Consider the following 26,086-nt stretch of genomic DNA (forward strand, 5'->3'; position numbering starts at 1 on the left):
GAAGGACAGGAAAACAGGGCTCGGCTACTTCTATCGTGGCGTAGAAATGCGTGCTTTGAATAGACGTGTTTGCTTTGTGTGCCCGGCAGGTTTTAGCGTCCGCCTTGTTTTCCGCGCAATCCAGGCGCAGTATAAGCTTCGTTGTGCTGGCAGCACGGCTCCCCGGTGTCAGAGAGGCACCGCCTCTTCTTCGTTGTCATTTAGTGAATGTTTGCGCTGACGGTGCCGTATTTCTTTGCGGTAATCACCGAGATGTCACCTGTCGCGTCACGAGCATGCAGGTTGACGGGCGATTACGCTGCCACCAGTCACAACGCAGACCATCTGCATTTCTCCAGTGCCATTTCATGGCATCTGGTCGTTTCGCTCCTGGATTTTCTTGGTACCGCCCGGACACGACACCGCATCTAGTCCTTAGGGATGTCTGGCTCAAGCACCACTCCGATCGATAGGGGCTTTCGACCGAGAGACAGGAACGCAGCAGTTGCAATGTAGAATAAAACAAGCTCCACGCGGATCAAAGCCGCGCTGAAGCCTCGGATGAAAGGCAAGACCATGAATAGTTACAACGACCAAAGACGCCAGGCGCTCAGGATCGAAGTTTGGGAGAACGAAGGCGGGACTTCCGTCGCCGATACGCTTGACTCCCAATATGGAAGAAGGATCGAGAGGGACCAAACCTGGACCATATATCATGTATTCACCGGTGTGCCGGTACGGGTGGGTGGCCGCAGGCTGACTGAACTCAGCATATCGGAAGCAACCGATGGCATGCTTTCACTCAATCGTCGCAACGTTTTGCGAAGGGAAGAACGCAGCAGGTGTGAAGCATGACACTGGCTTTCCCCAACTCGGCCCGCAGTTTTGACGATGTGCGTAAAGCTGTGCGGTTTTTCGGCCATGACGGCATGTTCGAAATCCGGTTTTTTGTCGAAGCCGCTGCACTCGCCAAGGGCGGCGTGCATGCAACAGGCATGTCGGAAGCCCAATGCCTTTCGTCTTTTGACGTAATGCGCACGCCGATCTACGAGGCTGCCAAGAAGGTGTATGCCAAGTACCGGCGCAATTTGAACGTCCTGACGCCTTCCGACTTCGGCTAGAGCACATCCTGTTTAGACAAAATTGTCTGACGTGCTCTAGCTATTTGTTTTTACGCATTTTCCGGGCGTAAAACTGCTACGCACTTTAGGAAATGCGCGACCATTGCGGGATCATGGAATGGCGCGCGGGCCGGCGTCTACGGTTGCGACGTCGCGAGCCAATGCATCATCGATTTCAGATGGGGACACCTGAAGGAACTGGCGGCGGTTCATGGCGACAGCGATCGCGGGAATCTCTAGATGGGTTCCCACGCGGCGATACGCCGTGAAGCTGAGGCCCTCTATCAATTCCTCGTCTATGACCAGGCGATAAGTGCCCGCTCCCAAGGGTTCCGAAAGGGCCTCCAGACGGAACGGATGCGTGAATGTGATTTCGGTCTCTGTGGTTCTTTCGATCATGTCCAACACCGCTTTCCGTTGCGTTAAAACCTGCACAGTTACAGCCGGTTATCGCAACTACGCGCCGATCAGGATGTAAACGATCAGCGCCACACTTGCCGCAGACAAGACGTAGCCAGCCAGCGTTGCGAGATTCTGTTTTGTCGGTTGGTGAAATATGGAAGACATGGCGTCCTCCTTTGTCGGGGCCAGGGTATTCAACCCTTAAACAGCAGCGCCCGTACTATAGCTGCTGGAACAAACACAGTGGACCCGTTTCACTCATTTAGCAATGAAACAATCCTGATAATCAGAGGTGCTGATCGAAGACACCTCTATGTGAAGGCGAGGAGCGCCGTCACTCGTCCCCCGATGGCCTTTGTCCGTCGGAAGGCCGCAAAAGTCTCGGATATGCCAAAATTCGAATGCCTCACCAAATGATCTTGACAGGGGGCAAGTTTTGGATTTCCTTGTAAACCGGTTTAGTAAATCGCTTTACAAGCCTATCAAGAGGCCAAAGGCCCACGGGAACAGGAACGGGAAGAATGATGGCGCCAAATCGTGCGACCAGTCTGAAGGATGTTGCCCGCACCGCGGGTGTTTCCGTCGCCACGGTGTCGCGGCTGCTCAACGGCTCGCTGGAATTGCCTGCGGACACGAAGGCCCGCATCGAAGACGCCATTCGCCAGCTCAACTATGTTCCTAACCCGCATGCCCGGCGTCTGAGCCGTGGGCGCTCCGATACGATCGGTCTCGTCGTTCCCGATATCGGCAACCCGTTCTTCGGCATGCTGGTTGCAGCAGTGGAAGAGGAGGCAGACAGGCGCGGTCTTGCTGTATCACTTTTCGCAACGTTGAACCGGCCGGGACGCGAACTGTCCTATCTGCGGCTTCTTGCCCGCAACCATGTCGACGGGCTGGTCTTCGTTACCAACCACCCCGATACGGACGAGCTTGCCGAGCTTATCAGCGCCACCGGCAAAGTCGTTGTGGTCGATGAAGACGTCAGTGGGGCATCCGTGCCGAAGCTGTTCTGTGACAATGAACAGGGCGGCCGCCTGGCTGGCGAACACCTTGCCGGATATGGCCACGAACGCGTGCTTTATGTCGGCGGCCCGGCAGAGATGCTCAGCACGCAGCGGCGTTTCCTTGGGTTGGAGACAGCGTTGCGGACACATTGCGGCTCCGAGCCGTCGATCATGCGTTATTGCGGCGACTATACCGCGGAGTTCGGTCGCGAGGCGGCCTTGCGTTTTCTTTCCGAAGGCCGTCCCGCCACGGCAATTTTCGCGAGCTCCGACGAAATCGCCATCGGGATGATTGAAGTCTTGCGGGCGCAGGGTGTGCGCATTCCGCAGGACGTATCGATGATCGGCTTCGACGATGTCGGCCCGCTGCATCTGTTCGATCCGCCGCTTACCGCCATTCGCCAGCCGGTCAGGGCCATTGGCCAGCGCGCCCTGTCGTTGCTCGCCGAAACCAATTGGGAACAGGAAACTCCGGCCCATCCGGAAGAGCTGCTTCCCGTAGAAATCGTCGTGCGGAGCTCCGTTGCGCCGCCGTCGAAACAATAATTGCGACGGACAAAACCAACAGAGGAAGAACGCAAATGACAATAATCAAACGCAGATATTTCTCCGCAGCCCTTGCCGCCACCGTTCTGGCCGGGGCGACGCTTTCCGCCGGCATTGCCGGTGCCGCGGAAAAGACGATAGCCCTCGTGCAGATCAACCAGCAGGCCATCTTTTTCAACGACATGAACAAGGGTGCGGAAAAGGCGGCGAAGGAAGCGGGCGTCAAGCTCGTCATCTTCAATGCCAACAACGATCCTGCAGCGCAAAACAGCGCCATCGAGACCTATATCCAGCAGAAGGTCGATGGGATCGCGGTCGTCGCCATTGATGTCAACGGCATCATGCCTGCGGTAAAGCAGGCCGCCGAAGCGAACATCCCAGTGGTCGCTATCGACGCAATATTGCCCGAAGGGCCTCAGAAGGCACAGATTGGCGTCGACAATGCCAATGCTGGTGCCGACATGGGCAAGTTCTTCGTCGACTATGTGAAGTCAGACATGGGCGGCAAGGCCAAGATCGGCGTCGTCGGGGCCCTAAACTCTTTCATCCAGAATATCCGCCAGAAGGGCTTTGAGGACACGCTCAAGGATCAGTCCGGCATCACGGCGGCTGGCGTCGTTGACGGACAGAACGTGCAGGATACGGCTCTTTCCGCAGCGGAAAACCTCATAACCGGCAATCCGGATATGACCGCAATCTACGCAACGGGTGAACCGGCCCTTCTCGGCGCCGTCGCTGCCGTCGAAAGCCAGAGCAAGCAGAAGGACATCAAGGTCTTCGGCTGGGATCTGACCAAGCAGGCGATCGCTGGCATCGACGCCGGTTATGTCGCGGGTGTCATCCAGCAGGACCCGGCGGCCATGGGTGCTGCGGCCGTCAAGGCGCTGAAGACTGTTTCTGATGGCGGCAGTGTCGAAAAGACGATTGCCGTGCCCGTGACCATCGTCACCAAGGCCAATGTCGAGCCCTACCGGGCGGTCTTCAAATGATCGCCGGCGGACAGCACCCAACCGCTGTCACCGGCGCTGGGGGAGATATTCTCCCCCAGCATCTCTCCGGTGCGGCGCAAGAACCGCGCGTCTCGCTTCGCGGTATCGTAAAGACTTTCGGTTCACATCAGGCGCTGCGCGGCGTCGATCTCGACATCTATCCCGGTGAATGCCTGGGCCTTGTCGGTGACAACGCGGCTGGAAAATCGACGCTGACGAAGGTTATTTCCGGAACCTACATTCCTGATGAAGGATCCATTACGCTCGAAGGGGAAGAGGTCCGTTTCTCCGGTCCCGCCGATGCGCGCAATCGCAATATCGAGATGGTCTTTCAGGATTTGAGCCTCTGTGACCATATAGACGTGATCGGCAACCTGTTTCTTGGGCGCGAGATCACCAAGGGTCCGTTCCTCGACCGGCAGACGATGTTGGCCGAGGCCCGCAAGATGCTGGATGCGCTGGAAATCCGTATTCCAAGGTTGACGGCCAAGGTGGAAAAACTCTCCGGCGGACAGCGGCAGGCAATCGCAATTGCCCGTGCGGCGTCCTTCAATCCCAAGGTCCTGATCATGGACGAACCCACTTCGGCGCTTGCCGTGGCAGAGGTGGAGGCCGTTCTGGCGCTGATCAACCGGGTCAAGGCCAAGGGCGTGTCCGTCATCCTCATCACTCATCGTCTTCAGGATCTGTTCCGCGTGTGTGATCGCATCGCCGTCATGTACGAGGGAACGAAGGTCGCCGAACGGCAGATCAACGAAACCAGCCTCGAAGACCTCGTCAAACTGATCGTGGGAGGTCGCCATTGACCGTCTACACTGAACGCGCCAAGGGCTCACCCGTCGCCGATTTCATCGCCGAAAACGCGCAGGTCTTGTCCATAACGGCCTTTTTCATCGCCTGCATGCTGTTCTTTGCCGTAAGCACTGATACGTTCCTGACGGCAGGCAACCTGCTGAACGTCGTGCGTCAGGCCGCTCCCATCCTCATCGTTTCCGTCGCCATGACGCTTGTCATCATCACCGGCGGGATCGACCTGTCGGTCGGCTCCATGGTTGCGCTGATCAACGCCGTCGGTGCCATCCTCATGGCGGCGGGCTATCCCTGGCCTCTGGTGCTGGTCGCCATGCTCATGCTCGGCGCCGTGCTTGGTCTCTTGCAGGGCTGGTTCATTGCCTATCAGGGCATTCCGGCCTTCATCGTTACGCTCGCAGGCTTGTCCATCCTTCGAGGGGTCGCACTCTATATCACCCAAGGGTATTCGGTGCCTATTCCGGATGCGCCCGGCTTCTTTTTTCTCGGTCGCGGAGACCTGTTCGGTTTCCCGGTGCCGGCGCTGATCGGTATCCTCATCACTGTCGTGGCCTATGTGGTCATTTCGTCCACCCGCTACGGACGCCGGGTCGTGGCGGTAGGCTCCAATCTGGAGGCTGCCCGTCGTGTGGGTATGCCGGCAAAATGGATCCTTGCATCGGTCTATCTGGTGGCAGGCGTGGCATCCGCAATCGCTGGGCTGCTGATCGCGTCACGCCTCGGCTCGGGTTCCTCCAATGCTGCTGTCGGCTTTGAGCTGCAGGTCGTGGCAGCGGTTGTGCTTGGCGGTACATCGTTGATGGGCGGACGCGGAACCATTCTCGGCTCCGTGCTTGGCACCATGACCATTGCCGTGATCGGCAACGGGCTGATCCTGATGCATATTTCGCCCTTTTTCACACAGATCGTCACGGGCGCGATCATTCTTGCCGCAATCTGGCTGAACACGCGCATCTTCACCACCAACTTCCGCTTGGGTTCCAGAAAAAAGGGTTGAGGCCATGGTGGATGAACTCTCGAAAGGCCATATTCGCTCCGGTAATTTCATGACGGTTGCCGGCCCCGTCCCGGTGGAAAAGCTCGGCGTGACGCTGATGCACGAGCATATTCTCAACGATTGCCGCTGCTGGTGGCACGCCCCGAAAACGCCGGAGCGGCAATATCTGGCGGAGGGCTTGGTCTGCCAGGAAATCCTCGGCGAACTTCGCCAGGATCCCTTCGTCAACAAGCACAACATCACGCTGGATGATGAGCCGCTTGCGATTAAAGAACTGCATGAATTCGCCGCCCAGGGCGGCCATACAGTGGTGGAGCCGACCTGCCAGGGTATCGGCAGAAATCCGCTTGCCCTCAGGCGGATATCCGAGGCGACCGGGCTCAACATCGTGATGGGGGCGGGTTATTATCTGGCCTCCTCCCATCCTGAGAAAGTGGCAGCGCTCAGCATCGACGACATCGCCAATGAAATCGTTCACGAGGCGCTTCAGGGCGTCGACGGAACCGGCGTGAAAATCGGTCTGATCGGAGAGATCGGTGTGTCCTCGGACTTCACCCCCGAGGAGCAAAAATCGCTGCGGGGTGCGGCGAGGGCGCAGGCCCGTACAGGTTTGCCCCTCATGGTGCATCTTCCGGGCTGGTTAAGGCTGGGTCACAGGGTTCTCGATGTAGTCGAGCAGGAAGGCGCGGATGTCAGTCACACCGTTCTGTGTCACATGAACCCGTCGCATGATGACCTTGGCTATCAGGGAGAACTTGCCGGCCGCGGTGCCTTCATCGAATACGACATGATCGGAATGGATTTCTTCTATGCCGATCAGCAGGTCCAATGCCCGAGTGACGACGAAGCGGCCAAAGCCATCGTCCAGTTGGTGGAGCGGGGATATCTGGACCGCATCCTGCTTTCTCACGATGTTTTCCTGAAGATGATGCTGACGCGGTATGGCGGCAATGGTTACGCCTATATCCTCAAGCATTTCCTGCCGCGATTGAAGCGGCATAGTCTGGATGACCTCACCTTGCAAATCCTCATGCGGGATAACCCGCGCTCGGTCTTCCAGGCGAAGACGTGACGAACCCATAGAAATGGAACGAAAAATGACAAAGAAAATACTTCTCGTGGGCGAAAGCTGGGTCAGCTCCGCCACTCACTACAAGGGCTTCGACCAGTTCGGCAGCGTCACCTTTCACTTGGGCGCGGAACCTCTGGTAAAGGCGCTCGAAAGTAGTGAATACGAGCTGACCTACCTGACGGCGCATGATGCTGTCGAGAAACTTCCCTTCGATATGGCGGGGCTGGATGCGTATGACGCGATCATCCTCTCTGACATCGGTGCCAATTCGCTGCTTTTGCCGCCTGCGGTTTGGCTGCACTCGAAAACCGTTCCAAACCGTCTGAAGCTTCTCAAGGCATGGGTCGAAAAGGGTGGCGGCCTGCTGATGGTTGGCGGATATTTCTCGTTCCAGGGTATCGATGGCAAGGCCCGGTGGCGTCGCACCCCCGTGGAAGATACGCTTCCCGTGACCTGCCTGCCATGGGATGACCGCGTTGAAATTCCAGAAGGATCGACGGCCGACATTCTGATGCCGGATCATCCCACCGTTGCGGGTCTTTCCGGCGAATGGCCGCTTCTCCTCGGTGTCAATGAGGTAGAGGTGCGCGAGCGCGCGGATGTGGACGTGGTCGCCCGCCTGCCTGCGGAGCAGGGCGGTCATCCGCTTCTGGTCACCGGCGTTTTTGGCCAGGGTCGGACAGCGGCGTGGACATCCGACATTGGTCCGCACTGGCTCTCTCCCGCCTTCTGCGAATGGCAGGGCTACGGCCGTTTGTGGAAAAACATTCTGGGCTGGCTGACAGAAGCTCGCTGAGCGCGGCGGCAGGTATCGGTGGAGAGGATCGTCAGTTGGACAAAATATCCGCGAGCTCAAGGATATCGGGAAAGGCTGAAAGCGTGCCCCGACGACTGACGGTCAGCGCAGATGCCTTTGCGCCATGCCTCAACGCCCGTTCATCCACACTGACGTTTCTCAACGCGGCGGAGGCCAGCGTGACGGCCATGAAGCAATCGCCAGCACCCGTCGTGTCGACAACGCCAGTTTTTTCGGCGGGCACGGTCAGGCATTGGTTTGTCGTGCCCAGCATCGAACCCTCGCCGCCAAGGGTGAGGATGACCTGGCGGACACCGGCTGAAATAAGCAATTTTATCGCTGTCGATCCGGTATCCCCGGTCAGGGCGGCCGCTTCGCCGCGGTTGAGGAAAGCGATGTCCGTGAGCGGCCAGAGACTTTCAAACCAGGGTTGGAGAGGTGACGGATTGAATGCGGTGATCATTCCCGTTGCCTTTGCCTGCGACAGTGCGAGACGGGTGGTTGTTTCACCCAGATTGCCTTGAACGACGAGAAGGTCGCCGGGGCTGGCTGTACCAAGGGTTCCGGCCACGTCTTCCGGGGTCAGGGATTGTGCGCAGGCAGTGGTCGTGACGATGCTGTTTTCACCATCGGGCGTGTTGAAGATGATGGAGAGATCGCTGGTCTGCCCATCCATGCCAATGAGGTCGGCGGTCAGAGGTTCGGTTGCAAGGCGGGCGCGGATGGTCGCAGACCTGTCATCTGTACCTACAGCAGCAGTCAATGTGGTATCGAGCCCGCATCGGGCCATGACAATGGCTTGATTGCAGCCTTTTCCGCCAAGATCGCGGAAGGCCTGCCGGCCGAAAATCGAAGCCCCGGCTTCCGGCAGGGCGGAAACGGAATAGGTTTCGTCGAGCGCGATATTGCCGATGACGAAGGCACGCATGAAAAACTTTCGAGAGGACAAGGCATGCAGATCATATCCGACAATAGGGCGAACGCCATCCAGGAAATCTTTGGTCGTGACAAGGCCTTGATCGGCATGGTGCATTGCCCACCGTTTCCCGGAGCACCGAGGTATCGTGGCGCGGCCATGGATGCCATCTACGACGTCTGCATGCGCGATGCCGAGGCTTTGATCGAAGGCGGTATGCATGGTCTTCTCGTTGAAAACCATGGCGATATTCCCTTTTCCAAGCCGGAGGATATCGGTCATGAGACAGCTGCCTTCATGAGCGTGGTGACTGACCGGGTCGCGCGGGCGACTGGCGTTCCGCTCGGTATCAACGTGCTTGCCAATGCGCCGATCCCGGCTTTCGCCACTGCCATGGCAGGCGGGGCGAAATTCATCCGCGTCAACCAGTGGGCCAATGCCTATGTCGCTAACGAGGGTTTCATGGAAGGGCGTGCGGCGGAAGCGATGCGTTATCGATCCCTGCTCAGGGCCGAGCACATAAAGGTTTTCGCCGACAGCCACGTTAAGCATGGCGCGCATGCGATCACGGGTGATCGTAGCATCGATGAGCTGACCCGCGACCTTGCTTTCTTTGATGCGGATGCGGTGATCGCTACTGGCCAGCGAACCGGTAACAGCGCAACGATGGCGGAAATCGAAGAGATCGGGCAGGCCACACATCTTCCGCTTCTGGTCGGTTCTGGTGTTGGGGAAGCCAATATCGTTGAAATCCTGAAGCGCACCAGCGGTGTCATCGTCGCTTCGTCGCTAAAACAGGGCGGTGTCTGGTGGAACCCTGTCGAGCCTGCCCGTGTGCGATCGTTTGTTGAGGCGGCGCAGCCAGGGCTTTCGGGTTGAGGGCAAACGGGAAATGATGATGATGCAAACTCTTTCGATCAACGGGCAGCGACTTATCGATCGACTCGACCGGTTTGCGCAAATAGGCGCGACGGCAAAGGGTGGCGTCAACCGCCAGGCCTTGACCGGCCTCGACCGGCAGGCGCGGCAATTGCTGACGGAGCTGGCGCTGCAGCGGGGCTTCAAGGTCTTTCAGGACCCGATTGCCAATCTGTTCATTCGCCGCGAGGGGAGCAACCCGGATCTGTCGCCGCTGCTTATCGGCAGTCATCTCGACAGTCAGCCCACAGGCGGTCGTTTTGACGGTGCGCTCGGCACGCTCGCAGCTTTTGAGGTTCTGGAAACACTCGAGGATTGCGGGGTGGAAACCGAGCGGCCGGTGGAGGTCGTGTCTTTCACGAATGAAGAGGGCTGCCGCTTCGCGCCGGGCTGCATGGGCTCCATGGCCTTTGCCGCCGGTTCAATTCCAAGCGCCTGGGAGACCATGCGCGCGACTGACGGTGCGCTTTTCGCAGATGAACTCTCCGCCACGCTGGAAAGTCTCCCGGTTGCCGCGATGCGGCCTCTGGGCACGCCGGTTTTCGCTTATCTCGAGGTCCATATCGAGCAAGGCCCTTCATTGGAAAAAGAGGGCTTACCGATCGGCATCGTCACCGGCATACAGGGAACGCGCTGGCTGGAGGTGATTATCGAAGGGCAGACCGCCCACGCTGGAACAACGGCGCTGCAATATCGGCACGACCCCATGCAAGCCACGGCCAACGCGTTTGCTGAACTCTATCGCGACATCATGCCGGCCGATCCGGCCGCGCGTTTCACGATTGGCCGAATGGCCCTTGAGCCCGGCGCGGTGAACGCGATCCCGGCAACGGTGCGCTTCACGATCGATTTTAGACACCCTTCGCTGACAACAATCGGCGTCATGGAGCAGACAATCCGCATGGCTATCCAGCAGGCAGCGGCGGACACAGGCTGCTCGGCGACTATTTCGCAGATTTTTGACATGCCGCCGGCAAGTTTTCCGGATGAATTGCTTGCCGTATTGGATCAGGCCGCACAAGAGCGGGACTTTGCAACAAAGAGAATGCTCTCCGGCGCATTCCACGATGCGCTTTTTATGAACCGCGTCGCGCCATCGGCCATGATTTTCGTACCCTGCCGGGATGGTCTCAGTCACAATGAGGCTGAATATGTGGAGCAGGAGCATAGTATTGCGGGTGGCAACATGCTCTTGGCTTCGCTTCTCCAGCTGCTGGCGCCGACGGCAGCGTTGTAAATTGAATGTTTGCGGGGAGCTTTCGCCCCTTGTTGGGGTTGCTCCGTTTGCAGATCACTGCGCGCTGGCCGATCGCGAGTATAGTTCGGTTGAGAAAAAGCCGAAATGAATCAGCGCTGTAGCAAGTGATCGTATGAAACTGCCTTTTGCTTGAAACTTTCCTCCTGTCGCTCTCGTCACTTGTGCTGTTCCCCGAGACGGGAACGACAGGCCTTCAGAGGCGCGCTTCCGCGCCGAGGCGATTAGGGAAGAGGAATATTCAATGTTCAAGTCCGCAATCCGTACGCTCGCCCTTGCGACGGCAATCTCGACTCTTGCTTCGGGTGCCTTTGCTGAAAATCCAAAGGTCGGCGGTGCAGCAATGTACGAAAACAAGAACATCATCGAGAATGCCGTCAACTCGAAGGATCACACCACGCTGGTCGCCGCCGTCAAGGCTGCCGGTCTCGTAGAAACCCTTCAGGGCAAGGGACCGTTCACGGTCTTTGCTCCGACCAATGAGGCCTTTGCCAAATTGCCGAAGGGTACAGTCGAAACTCTGCTGAAGCCGGAAAACAAGGCGCAGCTGACCAAAATCCTGACCTGTCATGTCGTGGCGGCCGATGCCATGTCCAGCGCCATCGAGAAGATGATCAAGGATGACAACGGCACCCATGATGTGAAGACGGTCGGCGGCTGCATCCTCAAGGCGAAGGAAAGCATGGGCAAGATTACCCTGACCGACGAAGCGGGTGGTGTTGCGCATGTGACGATCGCCGATGTCAAGCAGTCGAACGGCGTCATTCATGTCATCGACAAGGTTCTGCTTCCGAAGATGTGATTGCTCTTATCTTCTGCATGCCTGATCCGGCCACCTCCTCGGTGGCCGGATTTTTTTGTGCTCGACGTTGCTTCTATCGGTGAGTCTATGGTTTGCCGGCATCGCGTACGGCAGGCCGCGGGGAGGAATGCCGGGCGCATCCCTGGGGGCACGACGGCAGACGGCATGCCTGCCCGCATGTTCTCCTGTTCCGTTATCGAAAACAGAAACAGAGTGCGCTATCTTGCCTTCCGGCCCTGGTTGACGTACTCGAAATCGATAGGACCCTGGGCCGATTAACAATAGTGTTTCGTGGCGCTGCGTTTCGGCGCCATACACCTCATGACGTTGGGATTGCGATGAACCTTTACTTGGATTACCTGGCTGAGATCGAAAGCAGAAAAACTCAAGGGCTCGCTCCCAAGCCGATCGACGATGGCGGATTAACCGGCGAAATCATTGCCTTGATCAGGGATACCGGTAGCGAATATCGCGCGGATGCCCTCAAATTCTTCATTTACAACACCTTGCCAGGCACCACGAGCGCTGCCGGCGTCAAGGCGGCCTTTCTGAAGCAGATCATTCTGGGCGAAACTGTCGTTCCGGAGATCACGCCCACTTTCGCCCTTGAACTGCTGTCGCATATGAAGGGTGGCCCCTCCATCGAAGCGCTGCTCGACATCGCCCTTGGCGATGATGCCGGGCTTGCCCAGCAGGCAGGCGAAGTGCTGAAGACGCAGGTGTTCCTCTATGACGCCGACATGTTCCGGCTGCGTGATGCGTTCAAGGCGGGCAATACCGTCGCGAAGGGCGTTCTTGAGAGCTATGCCAAGGCTGAGTTCTTTACCAAGCTCCCCGATGTCGAGGATGAGATCAAGGTCGTGACCTTCATCGCCGCCGAAGGCGATATTTCGACCGATCTTCTGTCGCCTGGCAACCAGGCGCATTCGCGCTCCGACCGGCAGCTGCACGGCCAGTGTATGATCACGCCGGAAGCGCAGGCGGAAATCGTCGCGCTACAGAAGCAGCATCCCGACAAGCGGGTGATGATGATCGCCGAAAAGGGCACGATGGGCGTCGGCTCGTCGCGCATGTCGGGCGTCAACAACGTGGCGCTGTGGACCGGCAAGCAGGCCAGCCCCTATGTGCCCTTCGTCAACTTCGCCCCGATCGTTGCCGGCACCAACGGCATTTCGCCGATCTTCGCCACCACTGTCGACGTCACGGGCGGCATCGGCATCAACCTGAAGAACTGGGTGAAGAAACTCGGCGAAGACGGCAAGCCCATCCTCAACAATGACGGCAATCCGGTTCTGGAGCAGAAATATTCGGTTGAGACCGGCACCGTTTTGAAGATCGACGCCAAGAACTACAAGCTTCGTGACGAGAACGGCACGGAACTGGTCGATCTCTCATCCTCCTTCACACCGCAGAAGATGGAATTCATGAAGGCGGGCAGCTCCTATGCCATCGTCTTCGGCAAGAAGCTCCAGACGTTTGCGGCTGAAACGCTTGGCGTCGAGGCCACCCCGGTCTTTGCGCCCAACAAGGAAATTTCCATCGAAGGCCAGGGCCTCACCGCCGTGGAGAAGATCTTCAACCGCAACGCCGTTGGCGTCACGCCCGGCAAGGTGCTGCATGCCGGCTCCGACGTGCGCGTGAAGGTCAACATCGTCGGCTCGCAGGACACGACCGGTCTGATGACGGCGCAGGAACTTGAGGCGATGGCGGCAACCGTCATTTCGCCGCTGGTGGATGGTGCGTACCAGTCGGGTTGCCACACGGCCTCCGTCTGGGACAAGAAGGCGCAGGCGAACATTCCGAAGCTCATGTCCTTCATGAACAACTTCGGCGTCATCACTGCCCGCGACCCCAAGGGCGTCTATCATTCGATGACGGACGTGATCCACAAGGTGCTGAACGACATCACCGTGGACGACTGGGCGATCATCATCGGCGGCGACAGCCACACCCGCATGTCCAAGGGCGTGGCCTTCGGTGCCGACTCGGGCACTGTGGCGCTGGCACTGGCGACGGGCGAGGCGACCATGCCGATCCCGCAATCCGTCAAGGTCACCTTTAAGGGCAAGATGCAGCCGCATATGGACTTCCGCGATGTTGTCCATGCGACGCAGGCGCAGATGCTGAAGCAGCATGGCGACAACGTTTTCCAGGGCCGCATCATCGAAGTCCATATCGGCACGCTGCTCGCTGACCAGGCCTTCACCTTTACCGACTGGACGGCCGAGATGAAGGCCAAGGCGTCGATCTGTATCTCTGAAGACGAGACGCTGATCGAGTCGCTGGAAATCGCCAAGTCGCGTATCCAGATCATGATCGACAAGGGCATGGATAATGCCGCCCAGACACTGAAGGGCCTGATCGCCAAGGCAGATCAGCGTATTGCCGAAATCCGCTCGGGCGAAAAGCCCGCTCTGGCCCCTGACGACAATGCGAAATATTTCGCTGAAGTCGTCGTGGATCTGGACGTGATCGACGAACCGATGATCGCCGACCCCGACGTCAACAACACCGATGTCTCCCGGCGCTACACCCATGACACGATCCGTCCGGTGTCCTATTACGGCGGCACCAAGAAGGTCGATCTGGGCTTCGTCGGTTCGTGCATGGTGCATAAGGGCGACATAAAGATCGTCGCCCAGATGCTGAAGAACATCGAGAAGGCCGAAGGCAAGGTCGAGTTCAAGGCGCCGCTCGTGGTCGCGGCACCGACCTATAACATCATCGACGAGCTGAAGGCGGAAGGGGATTGGGAAATCCTGCAGAAGTATTCCGGCTTCGAGTTCGATGATCTCAAGCCGAAGACTGCCAACCGGACGGAATACGAGAACATCCTCTATCTGGAGCGCCCGGGCTGCAACCTTTGCATGGGCAACCAGGAGAAGGCGGAGAAGGGTGATACTGTTCTGGCAACCTCGACCCGTCTCTTCCAGGGCCGCGTTGTTGAGGACACTGCCGAGAAGAAGGGTGAATCGCTGCTGGCCTCGACCCCTGTCGTGGTACTGTCGGCAATCCTTGGCCGCACACCGAGCGCTGAGGAATACAAGGCCGCCGTGGTAGGTATCGATCTGACCAAGTTCGCACCGCCGAAAGCTGCGCCAATCGATTCCCTGTCTGTCCAATACTAAAGTATTTCCGGGCGTAGAACTTTACGTCCGGAAAAACGTTTGAAACCAAAGATATAGAGCGCGTCCACCGAATTTAGTTGAAACCGGACGCGCTCTAGGGTTGAAATTACCCGTCAAATTATTGGCAAAACGCCACAATCACGCGAAAAAACGCCGGCACATAACTTCTGATTAATACGCCTGCGGCAGAATAGGAATGATAATTACTTTCGATTAAATATCTATCCGGCAAGAAGCGGCGAGTATGTCTGAAATACGCTCATTTATTGCGGACGATCTCGTGTCCGTGGCTGACATGTTTCACCGTTTTTTGCGGAAGAAAGATGGGGCCGCGACAGATGATCTGACCTCATATTTGCGCGCCGTCTTTCTCGAAAATTCAAACATAAATCCGGATATTCACTCCAAGGTCTATGTGCGCGACGATGGGCGCGTGTCTGGATTTCTGGGTGTTTTGCCCGTGGCAATGGAACTTAATGGCCGGAACATACAGGCCGCTGTCTGCTCTTCCTTTGTCGCTGAAGACCGTGAGACCGATCCCTTTGCCGGAGCGCGTTTGCTGCGCGAAGTTTTGGGTGGACCTCAGGAGCTGACATTTGGGGAGACGATCAACGACGTTTCCGCCGATATGTGGAAGACGATGCGCGGCCAGCTGCTCGCCTCCTACAGTCTCGATTGGCTGCGGATTTTACGCCCGGCTTCATTCGGGCTGGAAATAGCCGCTGATCGTTTCTCCAGCACTTTCCGCGCGCTGACGCCGTTCAGCAAGATCATCGACCGCACCATTTCGGCGCGTGGCCATGGGCGAGCATTATCCTATTACGCATCACATCCGGACAAGGTGGACAGCTTTACCGACGACGACGCGAGCGATACCGAATTCGCGCGTCTGGCACGGGAACTCGTCGGCCACTTTCCGCTCCATCCCGTTTGGACCGAGGAAAGCCTGTTGCACATGCTCCAACACGCCAAACGCAAACGTCTGCACGGCGAACCAGTCCAGCGGATTGTGAGGGCCCGCGGCGGTAGAGCGGTGGGGCTTTTTCTTTACCACGGCAATCCAACGGGCATCGGCCGGACGCTGCAGATCATGGCCGTACCCGGGCAGGAGCAGATCGTGATCGACCGGCTGATCCGCAATGCCTATGATCGTGGTCTCGCGGCCATCAGAGGTCGCACCCAGCCGGCACTGCTCCGGGCGATGCTCGGCAAGAAATGCACGTTTCTGCATGCGTCATCCACCATCGTGCATTCGCGCAATGCGGACCTCCTCAAGGCAGCGACGGATGGGACGGCATTTTTCAACGGCTTTTGCGGTGAAAGCTGGACGCGCCTCATCGGTGACAGCTTTGGTCAGGCGGTCGAGTAATGTGCGGAATTGCCGGATTTTATCGACACGACATGCCGGCCGAGCGCGCAAACGAGCGCCTTGCGCTGATGGCGTCGCGTCTTAAGCATCGTGGTCCAGATGCGCATGGAGCCCTGCTGCGCGGCGATGTCGGCCTTGCCCACGCACGGCTGGCGATTGTGGGCATTGCCGATGGCGCGCAGCCGATGCGCACCGTCGAAGACGATCTTGCCATTTCCTTCAACGGCGAAATCTTCAATCACGTCGAACTGCGCGAAACGCTGTCCGCACGCGGCCACCATTTCCGCACCCACTCCGACACCGAAGTCATCCTGCATGACTATCGAGACAAGGGGCTGGATTGCCTCAACGAATTCAACGGCGATTTTGCCTTCGCCCTGCACGACGCCCGCAACGACACGCTGGTGCTTGCGCGTGACCGGATGGGTGTCCGGCCGCTTTATTATACGTGGCATGAAGGTACGTTTTATTTCGCATCCGAGATCGGGGCCCTTCTGGCGTTGCCGGGAATGACGGCCGAGATCGATCCGGTAGCGCTGGATCAGATATTCACCTTCTGGTTCCCGTTGCCGCCGCGCACCGCCTTTCGCGGCATTCACGAATTGCCGCCCGGTCATCTGATGATCCTGCGCGATGGCGCGTCCACGGTACGGCGCTGGTGGCAGCTTTCCTATCCTGACGGCAAGGACGCAGCACCGCCGGCAAGCCTTGGCGCGCAGGTGGAAGAGCTGACGGCGCTTCTGGCCGACGCAACGCGGATCAGGCTTCGCGCCGATGTGCCTGTCGGCTCCTATCTGTCCGGCGGGCTCGATTCCTCCCTCGTTTCTGCCCTGGCTGCGCAAAGCGTTAGCCGAGGCCTGCGCACATTTTCGCTGGCCTTCGAAAGTGCGGAGCACGACGAAAGTATCTGGCAGAAAACAATGAGCCAGCATCTTGGCGTCGCATCCGAAACCACGGAGTGCTCAACTGCGGACATAGCGCAATACATGCCTGAGGTCATGGAGCACGTGCAGACGCCCATTCTTCGCACAGCACCGGTGCCGCTTTACCTGCTTTCCCGGCATGTGCGCGAACGGGGCATGAAGGTGGTGCTGACCGGTGAAGGTGCTGATGAGCTGTTCGCTGGCTACGATATTTTCCGCGAAGCGCGGGTACGGCGCTTTTGCAGCCGCCAGCCGCAATCGGCTCGCCGGCCGAAACTGTTCCAGCGGCTTTATCCCTACCTTCCGGGGCTGAAACAGCAGACGCCGGATTATCTGGCACGCTTCTTCTCCTTCGGCGCAGAAGCCACCGACGAGCCGCTGTTTTCCCATCGGCCGCGCTTGCGCTCGACGGCGGCGGCGAAAATCTTCTTTTCAGCGGAATTGAAAGCGCAGCTTGGCGACTACGACGCTGCGGCCGATCTTGCCGCGCAGTTGCCGGAGGATTTCCGCCGCTGGCATCCGCTTCATCAGGCGCAGTACCTCGAGACAGCATTTCTCTTGCCCGGCTATATTCTGTCCAGTCAGGGAGACCGGGTCATGATGGCAAATGGAGTGGAAGGCCGGTTTCCGTTCCTCGATCCCCGTGTGGTGGACTTTGCCGCAGCGCTCCATCCCGAGGCGAAACTGCGCGGTCTGAAGGAAAAATATATCCTCAAACAGGCGGCAGCCGAGCTGGTGCCCGATTCAATATTAAACCGACCCAAGCAGCCCTATCGCGCGCCCGACGCAGAAGCCTTCGCGGATGCCGGCTATCTCGAAACCGTACTTTCCACCGGTCAAGTGAGGACCACCGGCCTGTTCCATGCCCAGGCGGTGGAAAAGCTGACGACAAAGGTGCGGCAAAAACAGGCGACCGGCTTTCGCGACAACGCCGCCTTCGTCGGCATACTCTCGACCCAGCTTCTGCACGCTGCCACGACCCATAATTCCACAATGTCATCGCAAAAAATCGAAGGAAGCTCCAAATGACCAATGAAAGCACCGGCATGAAAGCCGAAATTCGCGGTTTCATCATCGAAAACTTTTTGTTCGGTGACGAAAGCCGGCCGTTTGGCGATGATCTTTCGTTGATCGACAATGACATGGTCGATTCCACGGGAATTCTCGAATTGGTGAGCTTCATCGAGGAACGCTATGGCGTCCGCGTTGCCGACGGCGATATCGTACCGGCCAATCTCGATACGATCGACAACATCGCCGCCTTCATCGGTCGCAAGCAGACCGCCTGAAATTTCGGGAAGCGCCAATTGCGTATCGACCACTACCTGCATCGAAGTGCGGAGCGCCATGCCGGCAAGACGGCGCTGGTGGCCGGTGAGACGCGCCTGAGTTACGGCGAACTCAAGACGATGAGCGAGGCTTTCGCCACTGCTCTGATAGCGCGAGGCGCAAACCCGGGAGACCGTGTCGTTCTTGTGCTGGACAATGGCTGGCGCATGGCGGTTGCGGTTTTCGGTTGCTGGATGGCGGGCGCTGTTGCCTGCCCTATCAACCCATCGTCCAAGGCCGCACGCCTTTCGCAAATTCTGGACAGTTGTACGCCCTTTGCCGTGGTTGCCGAGGCCCGGCTGGAAAAGGTCGTTTCGGATGCGGCCGGTTCTTCTCCGTTGTTGCGCATCGTTTCCGGCGCGCCGAACCCAACGGCCGATAGTGTCGATTTTGACGCGATGCTCGAGGAACCGATAGGCGCGCTGCCGCAAAACCTGCTCGATACCGATCTGGCAGTAATCATCTATACATCTGGCTCCACCGGCGAGCCAAAGGGCGTGATGCTGGCACATGATAACATGGATGCGGCCGTCCGTTCGATTACCTTTTATCTCGGCAATAGGCCGGAAGATATTCTGCTCGGAGTATTGCCGCTTTCGTTCGGATATGGCCTGAACCAGCTGCTTTCCAGCGTTTTCGTCGGCGGCACGCTGGTGATCGAGAAATCCTTCGCCTATCCGCATCTGATTTTCGAGCGTATCCGCGACGAGCGGATAACGGGCTTCGCGCTGGTGCCGACCATGCTGTCCATCATGATGCAGACGCGCGATCTGCCGCCGGCGCTGTTTGAAAGCCTGCGCTACGTCACCGCTGCCGCCGCACCCTTGTCGCCCACCCATATCGACTGGCTGCGGACCTTTCTGCCGCATGTGCACCTGTTTTGCATGTATGGCCAGACGGAGTGTACCCGTATCAGCTTTCTGCCGCCGGAAGACCTCGACAGGAAACGCGGTTCTGTCGGCATCGCCATTCCGGGCACTGCCATCGCCGTGGTGAACGAGGACGGAGACAGCCTGTTGCCCGGAGAGGTCGGCGAACTCGTGGTCAGCGGGCCGCACGTCATGCGTGGTTATTGGCGCAACGAGGCTGCCACAGCGCGCGCGCTGCGCGTTGATGCCGCAACGGGCCGGACGCGTCTTCACACCGGCGACCTGTTTACCTGCGATGCCGAGGGTTATCTCACCTTCGTTGCCCGCAAGGACGATATCATCAAGTCGCGTGGCGAAAAGGTTGCGCCGCAGGCGGTCGAGGCCGTTCTGCAAGCCATGCCGGGCGTCTCGGACGCATTGGTCGTCGGCGTTGCGCATGAGGTTTTCGGTCAGGCGGTGAAGGCGATCGTGATCGCATCCGACGAGGCGATCACCGCAAAAGACGTCATGCGCTACTGCGCTCTGCACCTCGAAACCCACATGGTGCCAACACTGGTTGAATTTCGCGATTTCCTGCCGACGACGGATACCGGCAAGGTCAGTCGCCGCCTCGCTGCTCAAGATACGGAGAACAATCGATGACGAACAATGCACAGAGCCTGCCTTTCTCGCCGCTTGAACTTGATGCGGCGGCGGAGGTAGAGCGTATCGCCGAAAAAATCCGCCAGTCGCTTCGTTTCAACCTGCGCAAGCGTGGGCTGGTGCTCGGCATTTCCGGCGGTATCGATTCCAGCGTCTGCGCCGCACTTGCCGTTCACGCGCTCGGGGCAGCAAATGTTATTGGCCTGTTCATGCCGGAAAACGATTCCGACCCGGAAAGCCTGCGCTTGGGGCAGGCTTTGGCGACGAAGCTGGGTATGGACTGCGTGCTGGAAGATATCGGCCCTTCGCTTGCCGCCATGGGTTGTTATGAAAGGCGCGATGGCTTCATCCGCGAGGTTGTTCCTGAATACGGGCCGGGCTGGGCCTCCAAGATCGTCTTCGACAACGCCATGAGCACCGGCGCCTATAATATTTCCTCGCTGGTCGTCCGTTCGCCATCGGGCGAAACGCGCAAGGTTCGTCTCTCCGCAAAAGCCTATCTCGGCATCGTTGCGGCGACGAATATGAAGCAGCGCACGCGCAAGCAGTTCGAATATTATCACGCCGACCGCCTGAACTTCGCGGTGCTCGGAACCCCGAACCGGCTGGAGTACGACCAGGGCTTCTTCGTCAAGAACGGCGACGGCGCTGCCGACATCAAGCCGATCGCCCATCTTTACAAATCACAGGTCTATCAACTCGCGGCCCATCTCGGCGTCCCGCAGGAAATCCGCTCCCGCCCGCCGACAACGGATACCTATTCCATGCCGCAGACGCAGGAAGAGTTCTATTTCGCGCTTCCTTACGACAAGATGGATATCTGCCTCTACGGTCTGGAACACGGCGTGCCTGCAACCGAGATCGCCACGGCGACCGGGTTGACGGAGGACAATGTCCGGTTCGTCTGGACCGATATCGCCGCCAAGCGAAAGGTTGCGCACTATCTGCACCACGCCCCTATCCATTTCCATGAGGGCGCTCAGGCGAAATCCTGAGATTGTTCCAAGCGGCGCCGGCCTGGGCGATCAGGCTGGCGTATGAAACAAACCTCGATATGAATATGTAGCCGCCCGCCAGCAGAAGAGCTGCGAAAGCGGTATGCGGGCGGTAATTACATTTGTTAGTCAAGCCGTTAGGATTGGCAGTGCTTCGCCACCATTCAGTCCGCTGCGAATTCGCACGCCAACAGGGTCTTGTCGCCAAGTGCCGCACCTTCGCGCGCCACAATGGAGACTTTTCCCGGTCCAGCCAGACCTTCAGGCGGCTGCTGGTCCTGCGGAAGCTGCCGGGCATAACCCTTGCTCGATGTACCCATCAGGTCTGAAGTTTCCGGTTTCAAATCATATTTCGCTGCCAGAGCATCGGCACGCTGGCCCTTGATCAAAACACCGACTGCACCATTGGCGAAGAAGACTTCGTCACTCTCAAACCCATCGCGGCCGATCTGGTTCGGAAGCTTATAGATAGCCGCACCCAAAGATGATGTGTCGGCCTTTGCAAGTTTTTCGGCGGCATCATAAATTTCGGTCGCCGATGTCATCGAATAGGGCGGATTGCACAGGGCCGCATCATAGAATGCGGGATCGATTTCGGCAGCCAAAGCGCTACCGGCATGAAGCGCAGTAATGGCTACGGACATTACGACGGTGCCGCGAAGGAAAGGTGTGAATGCAAACATTGGCGTCCCTTAGAATTTGCCCGTCGTGCGTTTGAAGAGATTGCGTCAGGCTTTGCCATTCCTTGGAGCACCATAATTCACGCCCTGTCGATATACGCGAAGCGTTTTCCCCAGCTCGCCAGAACAAAACTCGTCATCCGACCGCAAGGAAAGCGGGGCGGAAGACGGCATTTCCATAGTGGGAATGAAAATGCTCTGTTGTTGCTAGCCTGGCCGATTCAATACAGTTCGGCCGGCTTGGTGTTTGACAATCTGCAGCATGGGCTGCCCGCCCATTTCGGCGGATTCAAACCGGGCAAGAAGGTCGAATGAGGTTACGGCTTCGCCCGCCTTGAAGCATTTTCCGTGGACGGCGAGATGTCCAAGCCCAAATACGGCAAGAAGAGCCTCCGTTTGGTTATCCGACGACGTGTCGAAGAGCAAATTCGCTTGGCCGAAATGCTCGAGACCGGTAGTCCAGGCTCTGGTCGCGCCGTCGTCAAAATAGAGTGTTGCCGAAAAATATTGAACATTGTCGCTTGTCACTACGATAACCTCATATTTCCGCTGCACTAGTCCGGCCGTTTTCACAGGCGGCGATAGCCCATCTAGTCGATTTTTGCGACAATATGATTTGCGCCGTCGTCAGAGCGATTATTCACTGATGGCTCAGAACGGTAACCGTTCGAGATGATCCCGATGCGCCCATGTCAACACGACACAGTTCGCCCGTACACGTCGACGATTGGCAAAAAACGGTCTGGTGGCTTTGCAGTCCCGCTTTATGCGGCAGCGCCAAGAAGTTCCGCCTGACGACGGATCGCAGTCTCGATCACATGCCACAGTGTTTCCGCAGCGGAGCGCATGCCGAGGATGGCAAGGCGGTCCGGCGCGCGCCGGATGACGAAAACGCTCATATGTTCCATGCCTGTGCGCGTGGCGGCCCCTTGCCCGAATACCGAGGGATCGAGGTTCACCAGCTTCTGCATGAGCGCGACAATCGGCGCCTCGCCTGCGTCGCTCTCGATTTCGAAGGCGACGAAGCCATCGGTCTGTTCAGTCACGGAACAGGAAGGGCAAAGGCTCGCGAGTTCTGCGGCGAAATCCGTTTCGGCCCGGTCTGCGGCCTCAATCAGCCATTGGCCCGGCCCCGTCCAAAAAGCTGAAACCGTGCCTTGCTGGACCCATTTTCCGGGACCCGGCAAGGTGAGGTCAAAAGGCACCGGTTCTTTGACGTTGCGGCGCAGGCTGAGCGATGCGAGGGCAAGCCCCGAATTTTCCTCAAGTCGCAGCGTGCCATGGCGGGCGCGCCGCGAAGTTTGCGCGCCGAGTGCGGTTGTCGGCTTCAAATCAGGCACGGAGTCTCTCTCCCTCAGGGTCGATGAAATGGGGCGAGACCACACGCAATTCGACCGACTGTCCCTGCAAGGGGTTGGCCGCGACGACGATCTCTCCGATACGGTTTGCACCATCGGCAAGGAAACCAAGACCGATGCTGAAACCGAGGTTGGGCGAATAGCAGGCGGATGTGATCCAGCCTTGATCGGTCTCGGTATTCTGGCTGGCGCCGCGGGTAAACAGATGTGAACCTGACACCACAGGGTCCGTTGCCGCAAGCGGCTGCAGGCCGACGAGCACCCGGCTTTCGCCGACAAGCCCTTCGCGGCGAGTCATGACGGTACCAATCGCGTCTTTCTTGGCCGAAACCATCCTGCCCATGCCCAGCATCTGCGCCGTCGTCTGGCCGTTCAACTCGTTTCCGGCAGCATGGCCTTTTTCGATACGCATGACACCAAGCGCTTCCGTCCCGTAGGCGGTGGCTCCAAAATCCGCACCGATCTCCATCAGCCGGGACATCAGGGCATTACCGTAACGGGCGGGGACTGCAATCTCGTAAGCAAGTTCCCCTGAAAACGAGATCCGGAACAGCCGTGCTCGCAATCCCGCGCAAACCGTCAGTTCGGCGCAGGCCATGAAGGGAAAGGCTGCGTTGGAAAGGTCGAAACCATCGACAATGCGTTCGATAAGGCGGCGGGCGTTCGGACCGGCGACTGCGAGCTGTGCCCAGGCATCCGTTGCCGAGATCAATTGCACATCCAATTCCGGCCACAGGCATTGGCGGGCGAATTCCATGTGACGATAGACCGGGCCGGCCTGGGCCGTGGTCGTGGTGACGATATAATGATCCTCACGCAGACGGGCACAGGTGCCGTCATCATAGGCGTGGCCGTCTTCCCGCAGCATCAGGCCGTAACGGACCATGCCGACCTTGAGGCTCTTCATTGCATTGCAGTAGAGACGGTCGAGAAATTCAGCCGCATCGGCGCCCTGAACATCCACCTTGCCAAGCGTCGTCACATCGCAGATGCCGACGCCCTTTCGGGTGGCCAGAACCTCGCGGTCGACGGATTGCCGCCAATGGGTCTCCCCGGCTTGAGGGAAATATTGGGCACGCATCCATTGACCGACTTCGACGAAAACGGCGCCATGCGCTTCAGCCCAGGCATGGCTGGGTGTCAGGCGGCGCGGACGGAAATGTGCGCCGGTGTCGCCGCCGCCGAGTACCGCCATCGAAACCGGCGTATAGGGAGGGCGAAAAATCGTCGTACCCGTATCCGGTATCGATTTGCCCGTCAGTTCGGACATGATCGCCAATGCGGTGGCATTCGATGTCTTGCCCTGGTCAGTTGCCATACCAAGCGTTGTCCAGCGCTTGAGATGCTCGATGGGCCGCATGTTTTCCTGATGGGCGAGCTTGATGTCCTTGACCGTGACGTCGTTCTGAAAATCGACCCAGGCGCGCCCTTTCCCCGGCACATGCCACAGGGGCTTGATGCCGATTTGCGTATCCTCGGCCTCCGGCAGGGCTGGCCTGGATGCGGCGATCCCCATTTGCTCCAGAGCCGTTATGGCAGCGGATGCACCGGAGATCAGCGCCGCCCCCGTGCTGCCTTTGCCGGCCGCGGCCCCTGAAACGAGCATATGCGAGGGTACGTCACCGGGCAGGAATGCCTGTAGCCCGTCATCCCATAACGGGCGACCGCGCTGGTGCGATGTAAGATGAACATTGGGGTTCCAGCCCCCGGAGATACCAAGCGCACCGCAATCGATGGTTTCGTCATAGCCATCCTTGCGGACATCGATGGAAACCAACCCCAGCCTGCCTTTGCTGCCGGTAACTGTCGCCCCCGCAATCAGGCGGTATTCCGCAAGCGCCCGCGCATCCGGGCGCGGATCGATGACTGCGGCGATCTCGACACCTTTCGCAGCCAGGTCGACAGCGGTCCGATGGCCGTCATCGTTATTGGTGAAGATTGCGACTCTGCCTGCCGGACTGACTGCCCAGCGATTGGCATAGGCACGCAGCGAACCGGCAAGCATGATCCCCGGCCGGTCGTTATTTTTAAACGGGATATGCCTCTCTGTCGCCCCGGCGGCAAGCACCGTGCGCTTTGCAGTGATGCGCCAGAGGGACTGGCGTACGCCCTTAGGTGCGGCAAGATGGTCGGAAACCCGCTCGACCGCACCGAATATGCCATGGTCGAATGAGCCGAAAACCGTGGTGCGGCGCATGACGCGCAGGTTCGGCAGGGTTGAAAACTCCGCCTCTAGCGTTCCGATCCAGTCGGTTGCAGGGGCGCCGTCGAGCAGGTGGCTCTCTGCAAGCAGGCGACCTCCGAGGCGATTGTCCTCGTCCGCCAGAATAACCTTGGCACCGGCACGCGCCGCGGTCAGGGCAGCAGCCAGACCGGCCGCTCCGGCGCCGATGACCAGCAGATCGCAGTGAAGGAACCCCTTGTCGTAACTGTCGGGGTCCGGTTTCATCGACAGGCTTCCAAGTCCCGCAGCCTTGCGAATGGCGGGCTCATAGAGCTTTTCCCAGAACGCCTTCGGCCACATGAACGTTTTGTAGTAAAAGCCTGCGGTCAGGAAATCGGCAAACAGATCATTGATCGCAAGGGCATCGAAAGACAGGGACGGCCAGCGGTTCTGGCTTTTCGCCTCCAACCCGTCGAACAGTTCGACCGTCGTGGCGCGGGTATTCGGCTCCAGCCGCGATCCCGTGCGCAATTCGACCAGCGCATTCGGCTCTTCTGAGCCGGCAGAGATCACGCCTCTGGGGCGATGATATTTGAAGCTGCGCCCCATCAGGCGGACATCGTTTGCCAGAAGTGCCGAGGCGAGCGTGTCGCCGGGATGCCCCTGATAATTCTTTCCATCGAAGGTGAAATGCAGCACCTTGCTGCGGTCGATCAAGCCGTCCTTCAGTCTCATGCTTCATCTGCCTTCTGACGGAGCGCCACCTCGTTTGCGAGTTCCGCTCCGAGGATTTCATGGGTGACGGTGTTTCGCGTGACCACGAGCCAGCTGCGATCACCCTGTTCGTGAAACCACAGTTCCCGATGCAGGCCGGCGGGATTGTCACGCAGATAGACATAATCGTTGAAGTCTTTCGCAGCGCTCTCGGCCATTCCGTCCGGTCGACGCAACAGGGCGGCATCGCCGAGATAGGTGAATTCCTGAGCGTCGCGCGGCCCGAGCAGTGGGTGAGGGATCAGCAT

Annotated in this window: 24 protein-coding genes; 17 read left to right on the forward strand and 7 right to left on the reverse strand. The window is 58.6% G+C overall.

Annotation, left to right across the window (positions count from 1 at the left end; all coding sequences use genetic code 11):
• Nucleotides 1–540: 540 nt before the first annotated feature.
• Together J5276_RS21680 and J5276_RS21685 are read left to right on the forward strand one after the other, a co-directional pair.
• Nucleotides 541–834: a hypothetical protein gene (locus J5276_RS21680; RefSeq protein WP_111800146.1), complete on the forward strand. Its 294-nt coding sequence runs from the start codon at nt 541–543 to the stop codon at nt 832–834.
• Nucleotides 831–1,100, forward strand: coding sequence for a DUF1488 domain-containing protein (locus J5276_RS21685; protein WP_209159650.1), 270 nt, complete (start codon nt 831–833; stop codon nt 1,098–1,100). Before J5276_RS21680 ends, J5276_RS21685 begins: the two co-directional genes overlap by 4 nt.
• Nucleotides 1,101–1,211: 111 nt before the next feature.
• Here J5276_RS21685 and J5276_RS21690 read toward each other — a convergent pair whose 3' ends face one another.
• Nucleotides 1,212–1,499, reverse strand: a complete 288-nt coding sequence (locus tag J5276_RS21690; RefSeq protein WP_174012315.1) for a hypothetical protein — start codon at nt 1,497–1,499, stop codon at nt 1,212–1,214.
• 527 nt (nt 1,500–2,026) lie between these two features.
• Between J5276_RS21690 and J5276_RS21695 the strand changes: the two genes are divergently transcribed.
• From J5276_RS21695 to J5276_RS21720, 6 genes are read left to right on the forward strand one after another with little or no spacing between them, the layout of a single operon-like run.
• A complete protein-coding gene (locus J5276_RS21695; protein ID WP_112391855.1) occupies nt 2,027–3,052 on the forward strand; it encodes a LacI family DNA-binding transcriptional regulator in 1,026 nt (341 codons plus the stop codon).
• A 35-nt stretch (nt 3,053–3,087) separates the two neighbouring features.
• Nucleotides 3,088–4,041: a substrate-binding domain-containing protein gene (locus J5276_RS21700; protein ID WP_174012270.1), complete on the forward strand. Its 954-nt coding sequence runs from the start codon at nt 3,088–3,090 to the stop codon at nt 4,039–4,041.
• Nucleotides 4,038–4,847 carry an ATP-binding cassette domain-containing protein gene (locus J5276_RS21705; RefSeq protein ID WP_013762213.1) on the forward strand — a complete coding sequence of 270 codons (810 nt, stop codon included), beginning with the start codon at nt 4,038–4,040 and terminating at the stop codon, nt 4,845–4,847. Before J5276_RS21700 ends, J5276_RS21705 begins: the two co-directional genes overlap by 4 nt.
• On the forward strand, nt 4,844–5,848 hold the full coding sequence (locus tag J5276_RS21710) for an ABC transporter permease (protein WP_003518264.1): 1,005 nt from the start codon (nt 4,844–4,846) through the stop codon (nt 5,846–5,848). The genes J5276_RS21705 and J5276_RS21710 overlap by 4 nt, the downstream gene beginning before the upstream one ends.
• 4 nt (nt 5,849–5,852) lie before the next feature.
• Nucleotides 5,853–6,920, forward strand: coding sequence for a phosphotriesterase (locus tag J5276_RS21715; protein WP_174012272.1), 1,068 nt, complete (start codon nt 5,853–5,855; stop codon nt 6,918–6,920).
• Between the two features lie 25 nt (nt 6,921–6,945).
• Nucleotides 6,946–7,716, forward strand: coding sequence for a glutamine amidotransferase (locus J5276_RS21720; RefSeq protein WP_174012274.1), 771 nt, complete (start codon nt 6,946–6,948; stop codon nt 7,714–7,716).
• Between the two features lie 31 nt (nt 7,717–7,747).
• Here J5276_RS21720 and J5276_RS21725 read toward each other — a convergent pair whose 3' ends face one another.
• Nucleotides 7,748–8,644, reverse strand: a complete 897-nt coding sequence (locus J5276_RS21725; protein WP_013762216.1) for a ribokinase — start codon at nt 8,642–8,644, stop codon at nt 7,748–7,750.
• A gap of 24 nt (nt 8,645–8,668) precedes the next feature.
• Here J5276_RS21725 and J5276_RS21730 point away from each other — a divergent pair, with 24 nt between their 5' ends.
• The 9 genes from J5276_RS21730 (at nt 8,669) to nadE (ending at nt 20,862) form a co-directional block, all read left to right on the forward strand.
• Entirely contained in the window at nt 8,669–9,511 is an 843-nt protein-coding gene (locus J5276_RS21730) for a BtpA/SgcQ family protein (protein WP_174012276.1), read from the forward strand.
• A 22-nt stretch (nt 9,512–9,533) separates the two neighbouring features.
• Nucleotides 9,534–10,787 carry a Zn-dependent hydrolase gene (locus J5276_RS21735; RefSeq protein ID WP_174012317.1) on the forward strand — a complete coding sequence of 418 codons (1,254 nt, stop codon included), beginning with the start codon at nt 9,534–9,536 and terminating at the stop codon, nt 10,785–10,787.
• A 262-nt stretch (nt 10,788–11,049) separates the two neighbouring features.
• Nucleotides 11,050–11,607, forward strand: coding sequence for a fasciclin domain-containing protein (locus tag J5276_RS21740; protein ID WP_003518253.1), 558 nt, complete (start codon nt 11,050–11,052; stop codon nt 11,605–11,607).
• 338 nt (nt 11,608–11,945) lie between these two features.
• Nucleotides 11,946–14,735, forward strand: a complete 2,790-nt coding sequence (locus tag J5276_RS21745) for a bifunctional aconitate hydratase 2/2-methylisocitrate dehydratase (protein ID WP_019566858.1) — start codon at nt 11,946–11,948, stop codon at nt 14,733–14,735.
• Nucleotides 14,736–14,979: 244 nt separating this feature from the next.
• The gene (locus J5276_RS21750; protein WP_013762220.1) at nt 14,980–16,104 is read left to right on the forward strand and encodes a hypothetical protein; all 1,125 of its coding nucleotides are present in this window, start codon (nt 14,980–14,982) and stop codon (nt 16,102–16,104) included.
• The gene (gene asnB, locus J5276_RS21755; RefSeq protein WP_065705743.1) at nt 16,104–18,056 is read left to right on the forward strand and encodes an asparagine synthase (glutamine-hydrolyzing); all 1,953 of its coding nucleotides are present in this window, start codon (nt 16,104–16,106) and stop codon (nt 18,054–18,056) included. The genes J5276_RS21750 and asnB overlap by 1 nt, the downstream gene beginning before the upstream one ends.
• Complete coding sequence (locus tag J5276_RS21760; RefSeq protein ID WP_003518245.1) at nt 18,053–18,316, forward strand: acyl carrier protein; 264 nt, start codon at nt 18,053–18,055, stop codon at nt 18,314–18,316. Before asnB ends, J5276_RS21760 begins: the two co-directional genes overlap by 4 nt.
• Before the next feature lie 18 nt (nt 18,317–18,334).
• Nucleotides 18,335–19,867: a class I adenylate-forming enzyme family protein gene (locus J5276_RS21765; RefSeq protein WP_174012278.1), complete on the forward strand. Its 1,533-nt coding sequence runs from the start codon at nt 18,335–18,337 to the stop codon at nt 19,865–19,867.
• Nucleotides 19,864–20,862 (forward strand): NAD(+) synthase, encoded by a 999-nt coding sequence (gene nadE / locus J5276_RS21770; protein WP_065705748.1) that lies wholly within the window; start codon nt 19,864–19,866, stop codon nt 20,860–20,862. Before J5276_RS21765 ends, nadE begins: the two co-directional genes overlap by 4 nt.
• A 164-nt stretch (nt 20,863–21,026) precedes the next feature.
• Here nadE and J5276_RS21775 read toward each other — a convergent pair whose 3' ends face one another.
• From J5276_RS21775 to J5276_RS21795, 5 genes are all read right to left on the reverse strand, one after another.
• The gene (locus J5276_RS21775) at nt 21,027–21,545 is read right to left on the reverse strand and encodes a hypothetical protein (RefSeq protein ID WP_013762224.1); all 519 of its coding nucleotides are present in this window, start codon (nt 21,543–21,545) and stop codon (nt 21,027–21,029) included.
• Between the two features lie 204 nt (nt 21,546–21,749).
• A complete protein-coding gene (locus J5276_RS21780) occupies nt 21,750–22,070 on the reverse strand; it encodes a hypothetical protein (protein WP_236761584.1) in 321 nt (106 codons plus the stop codon).
• 236 nt (nt 22,071–22,306) lie between these two features.
• Nucleotides 22,307–22,882 carry a sarcosine oxidase subunit gamma gene (locus J5276_RS21785; protein WP_065663424.1) on the reverse strand — a complete coding sequence of 192 codons (576 nt, stop codon included), beginning with the start codon at nt 22,880–22,882 and terminating at the stop codon, nt 22,307–22,309.
• Entirely contained in the window at nt 22,875–25,799 is a 2,925-nt protein-coding gene (locus J5276_RS21790; protein ID WP_065705752.1) for a sarcosine oxidase subunit alpha family protein, read from the reverse strand. The genes J5276_RS21785 and J5276_RS21790 overlap by 8 nt, the downstream gene beginning before the upstream one ends.
• A complete protein-coding gene (locus tag J5276_RS21795; protein WP_003518230.1) occupies nt 25,796–26,086 on the reverse strand; it encodes a sarcosine oxidase subunit delta in 291 nt (96 codons plus the stop codon). The genes J5276_RS21790 and J5276_RS21795 overlap by 4 nt, the downstream gene beginning before the upstream one ends.

The sequence above is a fragment of the Agrobacterium sp. S7/73 genome (genome assembly GCF_019355535.1).
In the GTDB taxonomy this organism is placed as follows: Bacteria; Pseudomonadota; Alphaproteobacteria; order Rhizobiales; family Rhizobiaceae; genus Agrobacterium; species Agrobacterium tumefaciens.

What these genes read in the sequence shown, in the direction of transcription:
- asnB (WP_065705743.1), top strand. Translation starts at nt 16,104, where the DNA reads ATGTGCGGAATTGCCGGATTTTATCGACACGACATGCCGGCCGAGCGC.
- J5276_RS21705 (WP_013762213.1), top strand. Translation starts at nt 4,038, where the DNA reads ATGATCGCCGGCGGACAGCACCCAACCGCTGTCACCGGCGCTGGGGGA.
- J5276_RS21680 (WP_111800146.1), top strand. Translation starts at nt 541, where the DNA reads ATGAAAGGCAAGACCATGAATAGTTACAACGACCAAAGACGCCAGGCG.
- J5276_RS21740 (WP_003518253.1), top strand. Translation starts at nt 11,050, where the DNA reads ATGTTCAAGTCCGCAATCCGTACGCTCGCCCTTGCGACGGCAATCTCG.
- J5276_RS21790 (WP_065705752.1), bottom strand. Translation starts at nt 25,799, where the DNA reads ATGAGACTGAAGGACGGCTTGATCGACCGCAGCAAGGTGCTGCATTTC.
- J5276_RS21700 (WP_174012270.1), top strand. Translation starts at nt 3,088, where the DNA reads ATGACAATAATCAAACGCAGATATTTCTCCGCAGCCCTTGCCGCCACC.
- J5276_RS21795 (WP_003518230.1), bottom strand. Translation starts at nt 26,086, where the DNA reads ATGCTGATCCCTCACCCACTGCTCGGGCCGCGCGACGCTCAGGAATTC.
- J5276_RS21735 (WP_174012317.1), top strand. Translation starts at nt 9,534, where the DNA reads ATGCAAACTCTTTCGATCAACGGGCAGCGACTTATCGATCGACTCGAC.
- nadE (WP_065705748.1), top strand. Translation starts at nt 19,864, where the DNA reads ATGACGAACAATGCACAGAGCCTGCCTTTCTCGCCGCTTGAACTTGAT.
- J5276_RS21695 (WP_112391855.1), top strand. Translation starts at nt 2,027, where the DNA reads ATGGCGCCAAATCGTGCGACCAGTCTGAAGGATGTTGCCCGCACCGCG.
- J5276_RS21760 (WP_003518245.1), top strand. Translation starts at nt 18,053, where the DNA reads ATGACCAATGAAAGCACCGGCATGAAAGCCGAAATTCGCGGTTTCATC.
- J5276_RS21685 (WP_209159650.1), top strand. Translation starts at nt 831, where the DNA reads ATGACACTGGCTTTCCCCAACTCGGCCCGCAGTTTTGACGATGTGCGT.
- J5276_RS21720 (WP_174012274.1), top strand. Translation starts at nt 6,946, where the DNA reads ATGACAAAGAAAATACTTCTCGTGGGCGAAAGCTGGGTCAGCTCCGCC.
- J5276_RS21730 (WP_174012276.1), top strand. Translation starts at nt 8,669, where the DNA reads ATGCAGATCATATCCGACAATAGGGCGAACGCCATCCAGGAAATCTTT.
- J5276_RS21750 (WP_013762220.1), top strand. Translation starts at nt 14,980, where the DNA reads ATGTCTGAAATACGCTCATTTATTGCGGACGATCTCGTGTCCGTGGCT.
- J5276_RS21775 (WP_013762224.1), bottom strand. Translation starts at nt 21,545, where the DNA reads ATGTTTGCATTCACACCTTTCCTTCGCGGCACCGTCGTAATGTCCGTA.
- J5276_RS21725 (WP_013762216.1), bottom strand. Translation starts at nt 8,644, where the DNA reads ATGCGTGCCTTCGTCATCGGCAATATCGCGCTCGACGAAACCTATTCC.
- J5276_RS21715 (WP_174012272.1), top strand. Translation starts at nt 5,853, where the DNA reads ATGGTGGATGAACTCTCGAAAGGCCATATTCGCTCCGGTAATTTCATG.
- J5276_RS21745 (WP_019566858.1), top strand. Translation starts at nt 11,946, where the DNA reads ATGAACCTTTACTTGGATTACCTGGCTGAGATCGAAAGCAGAAAAACT.
- J5276_RS21690 (WP_174012315.1), bottom strand. Translation starts at nt 1,499, where the DNA reads ATGATCGAAAGAACCACAGAGACCGAAATCACATTCACGCATCCGTTC.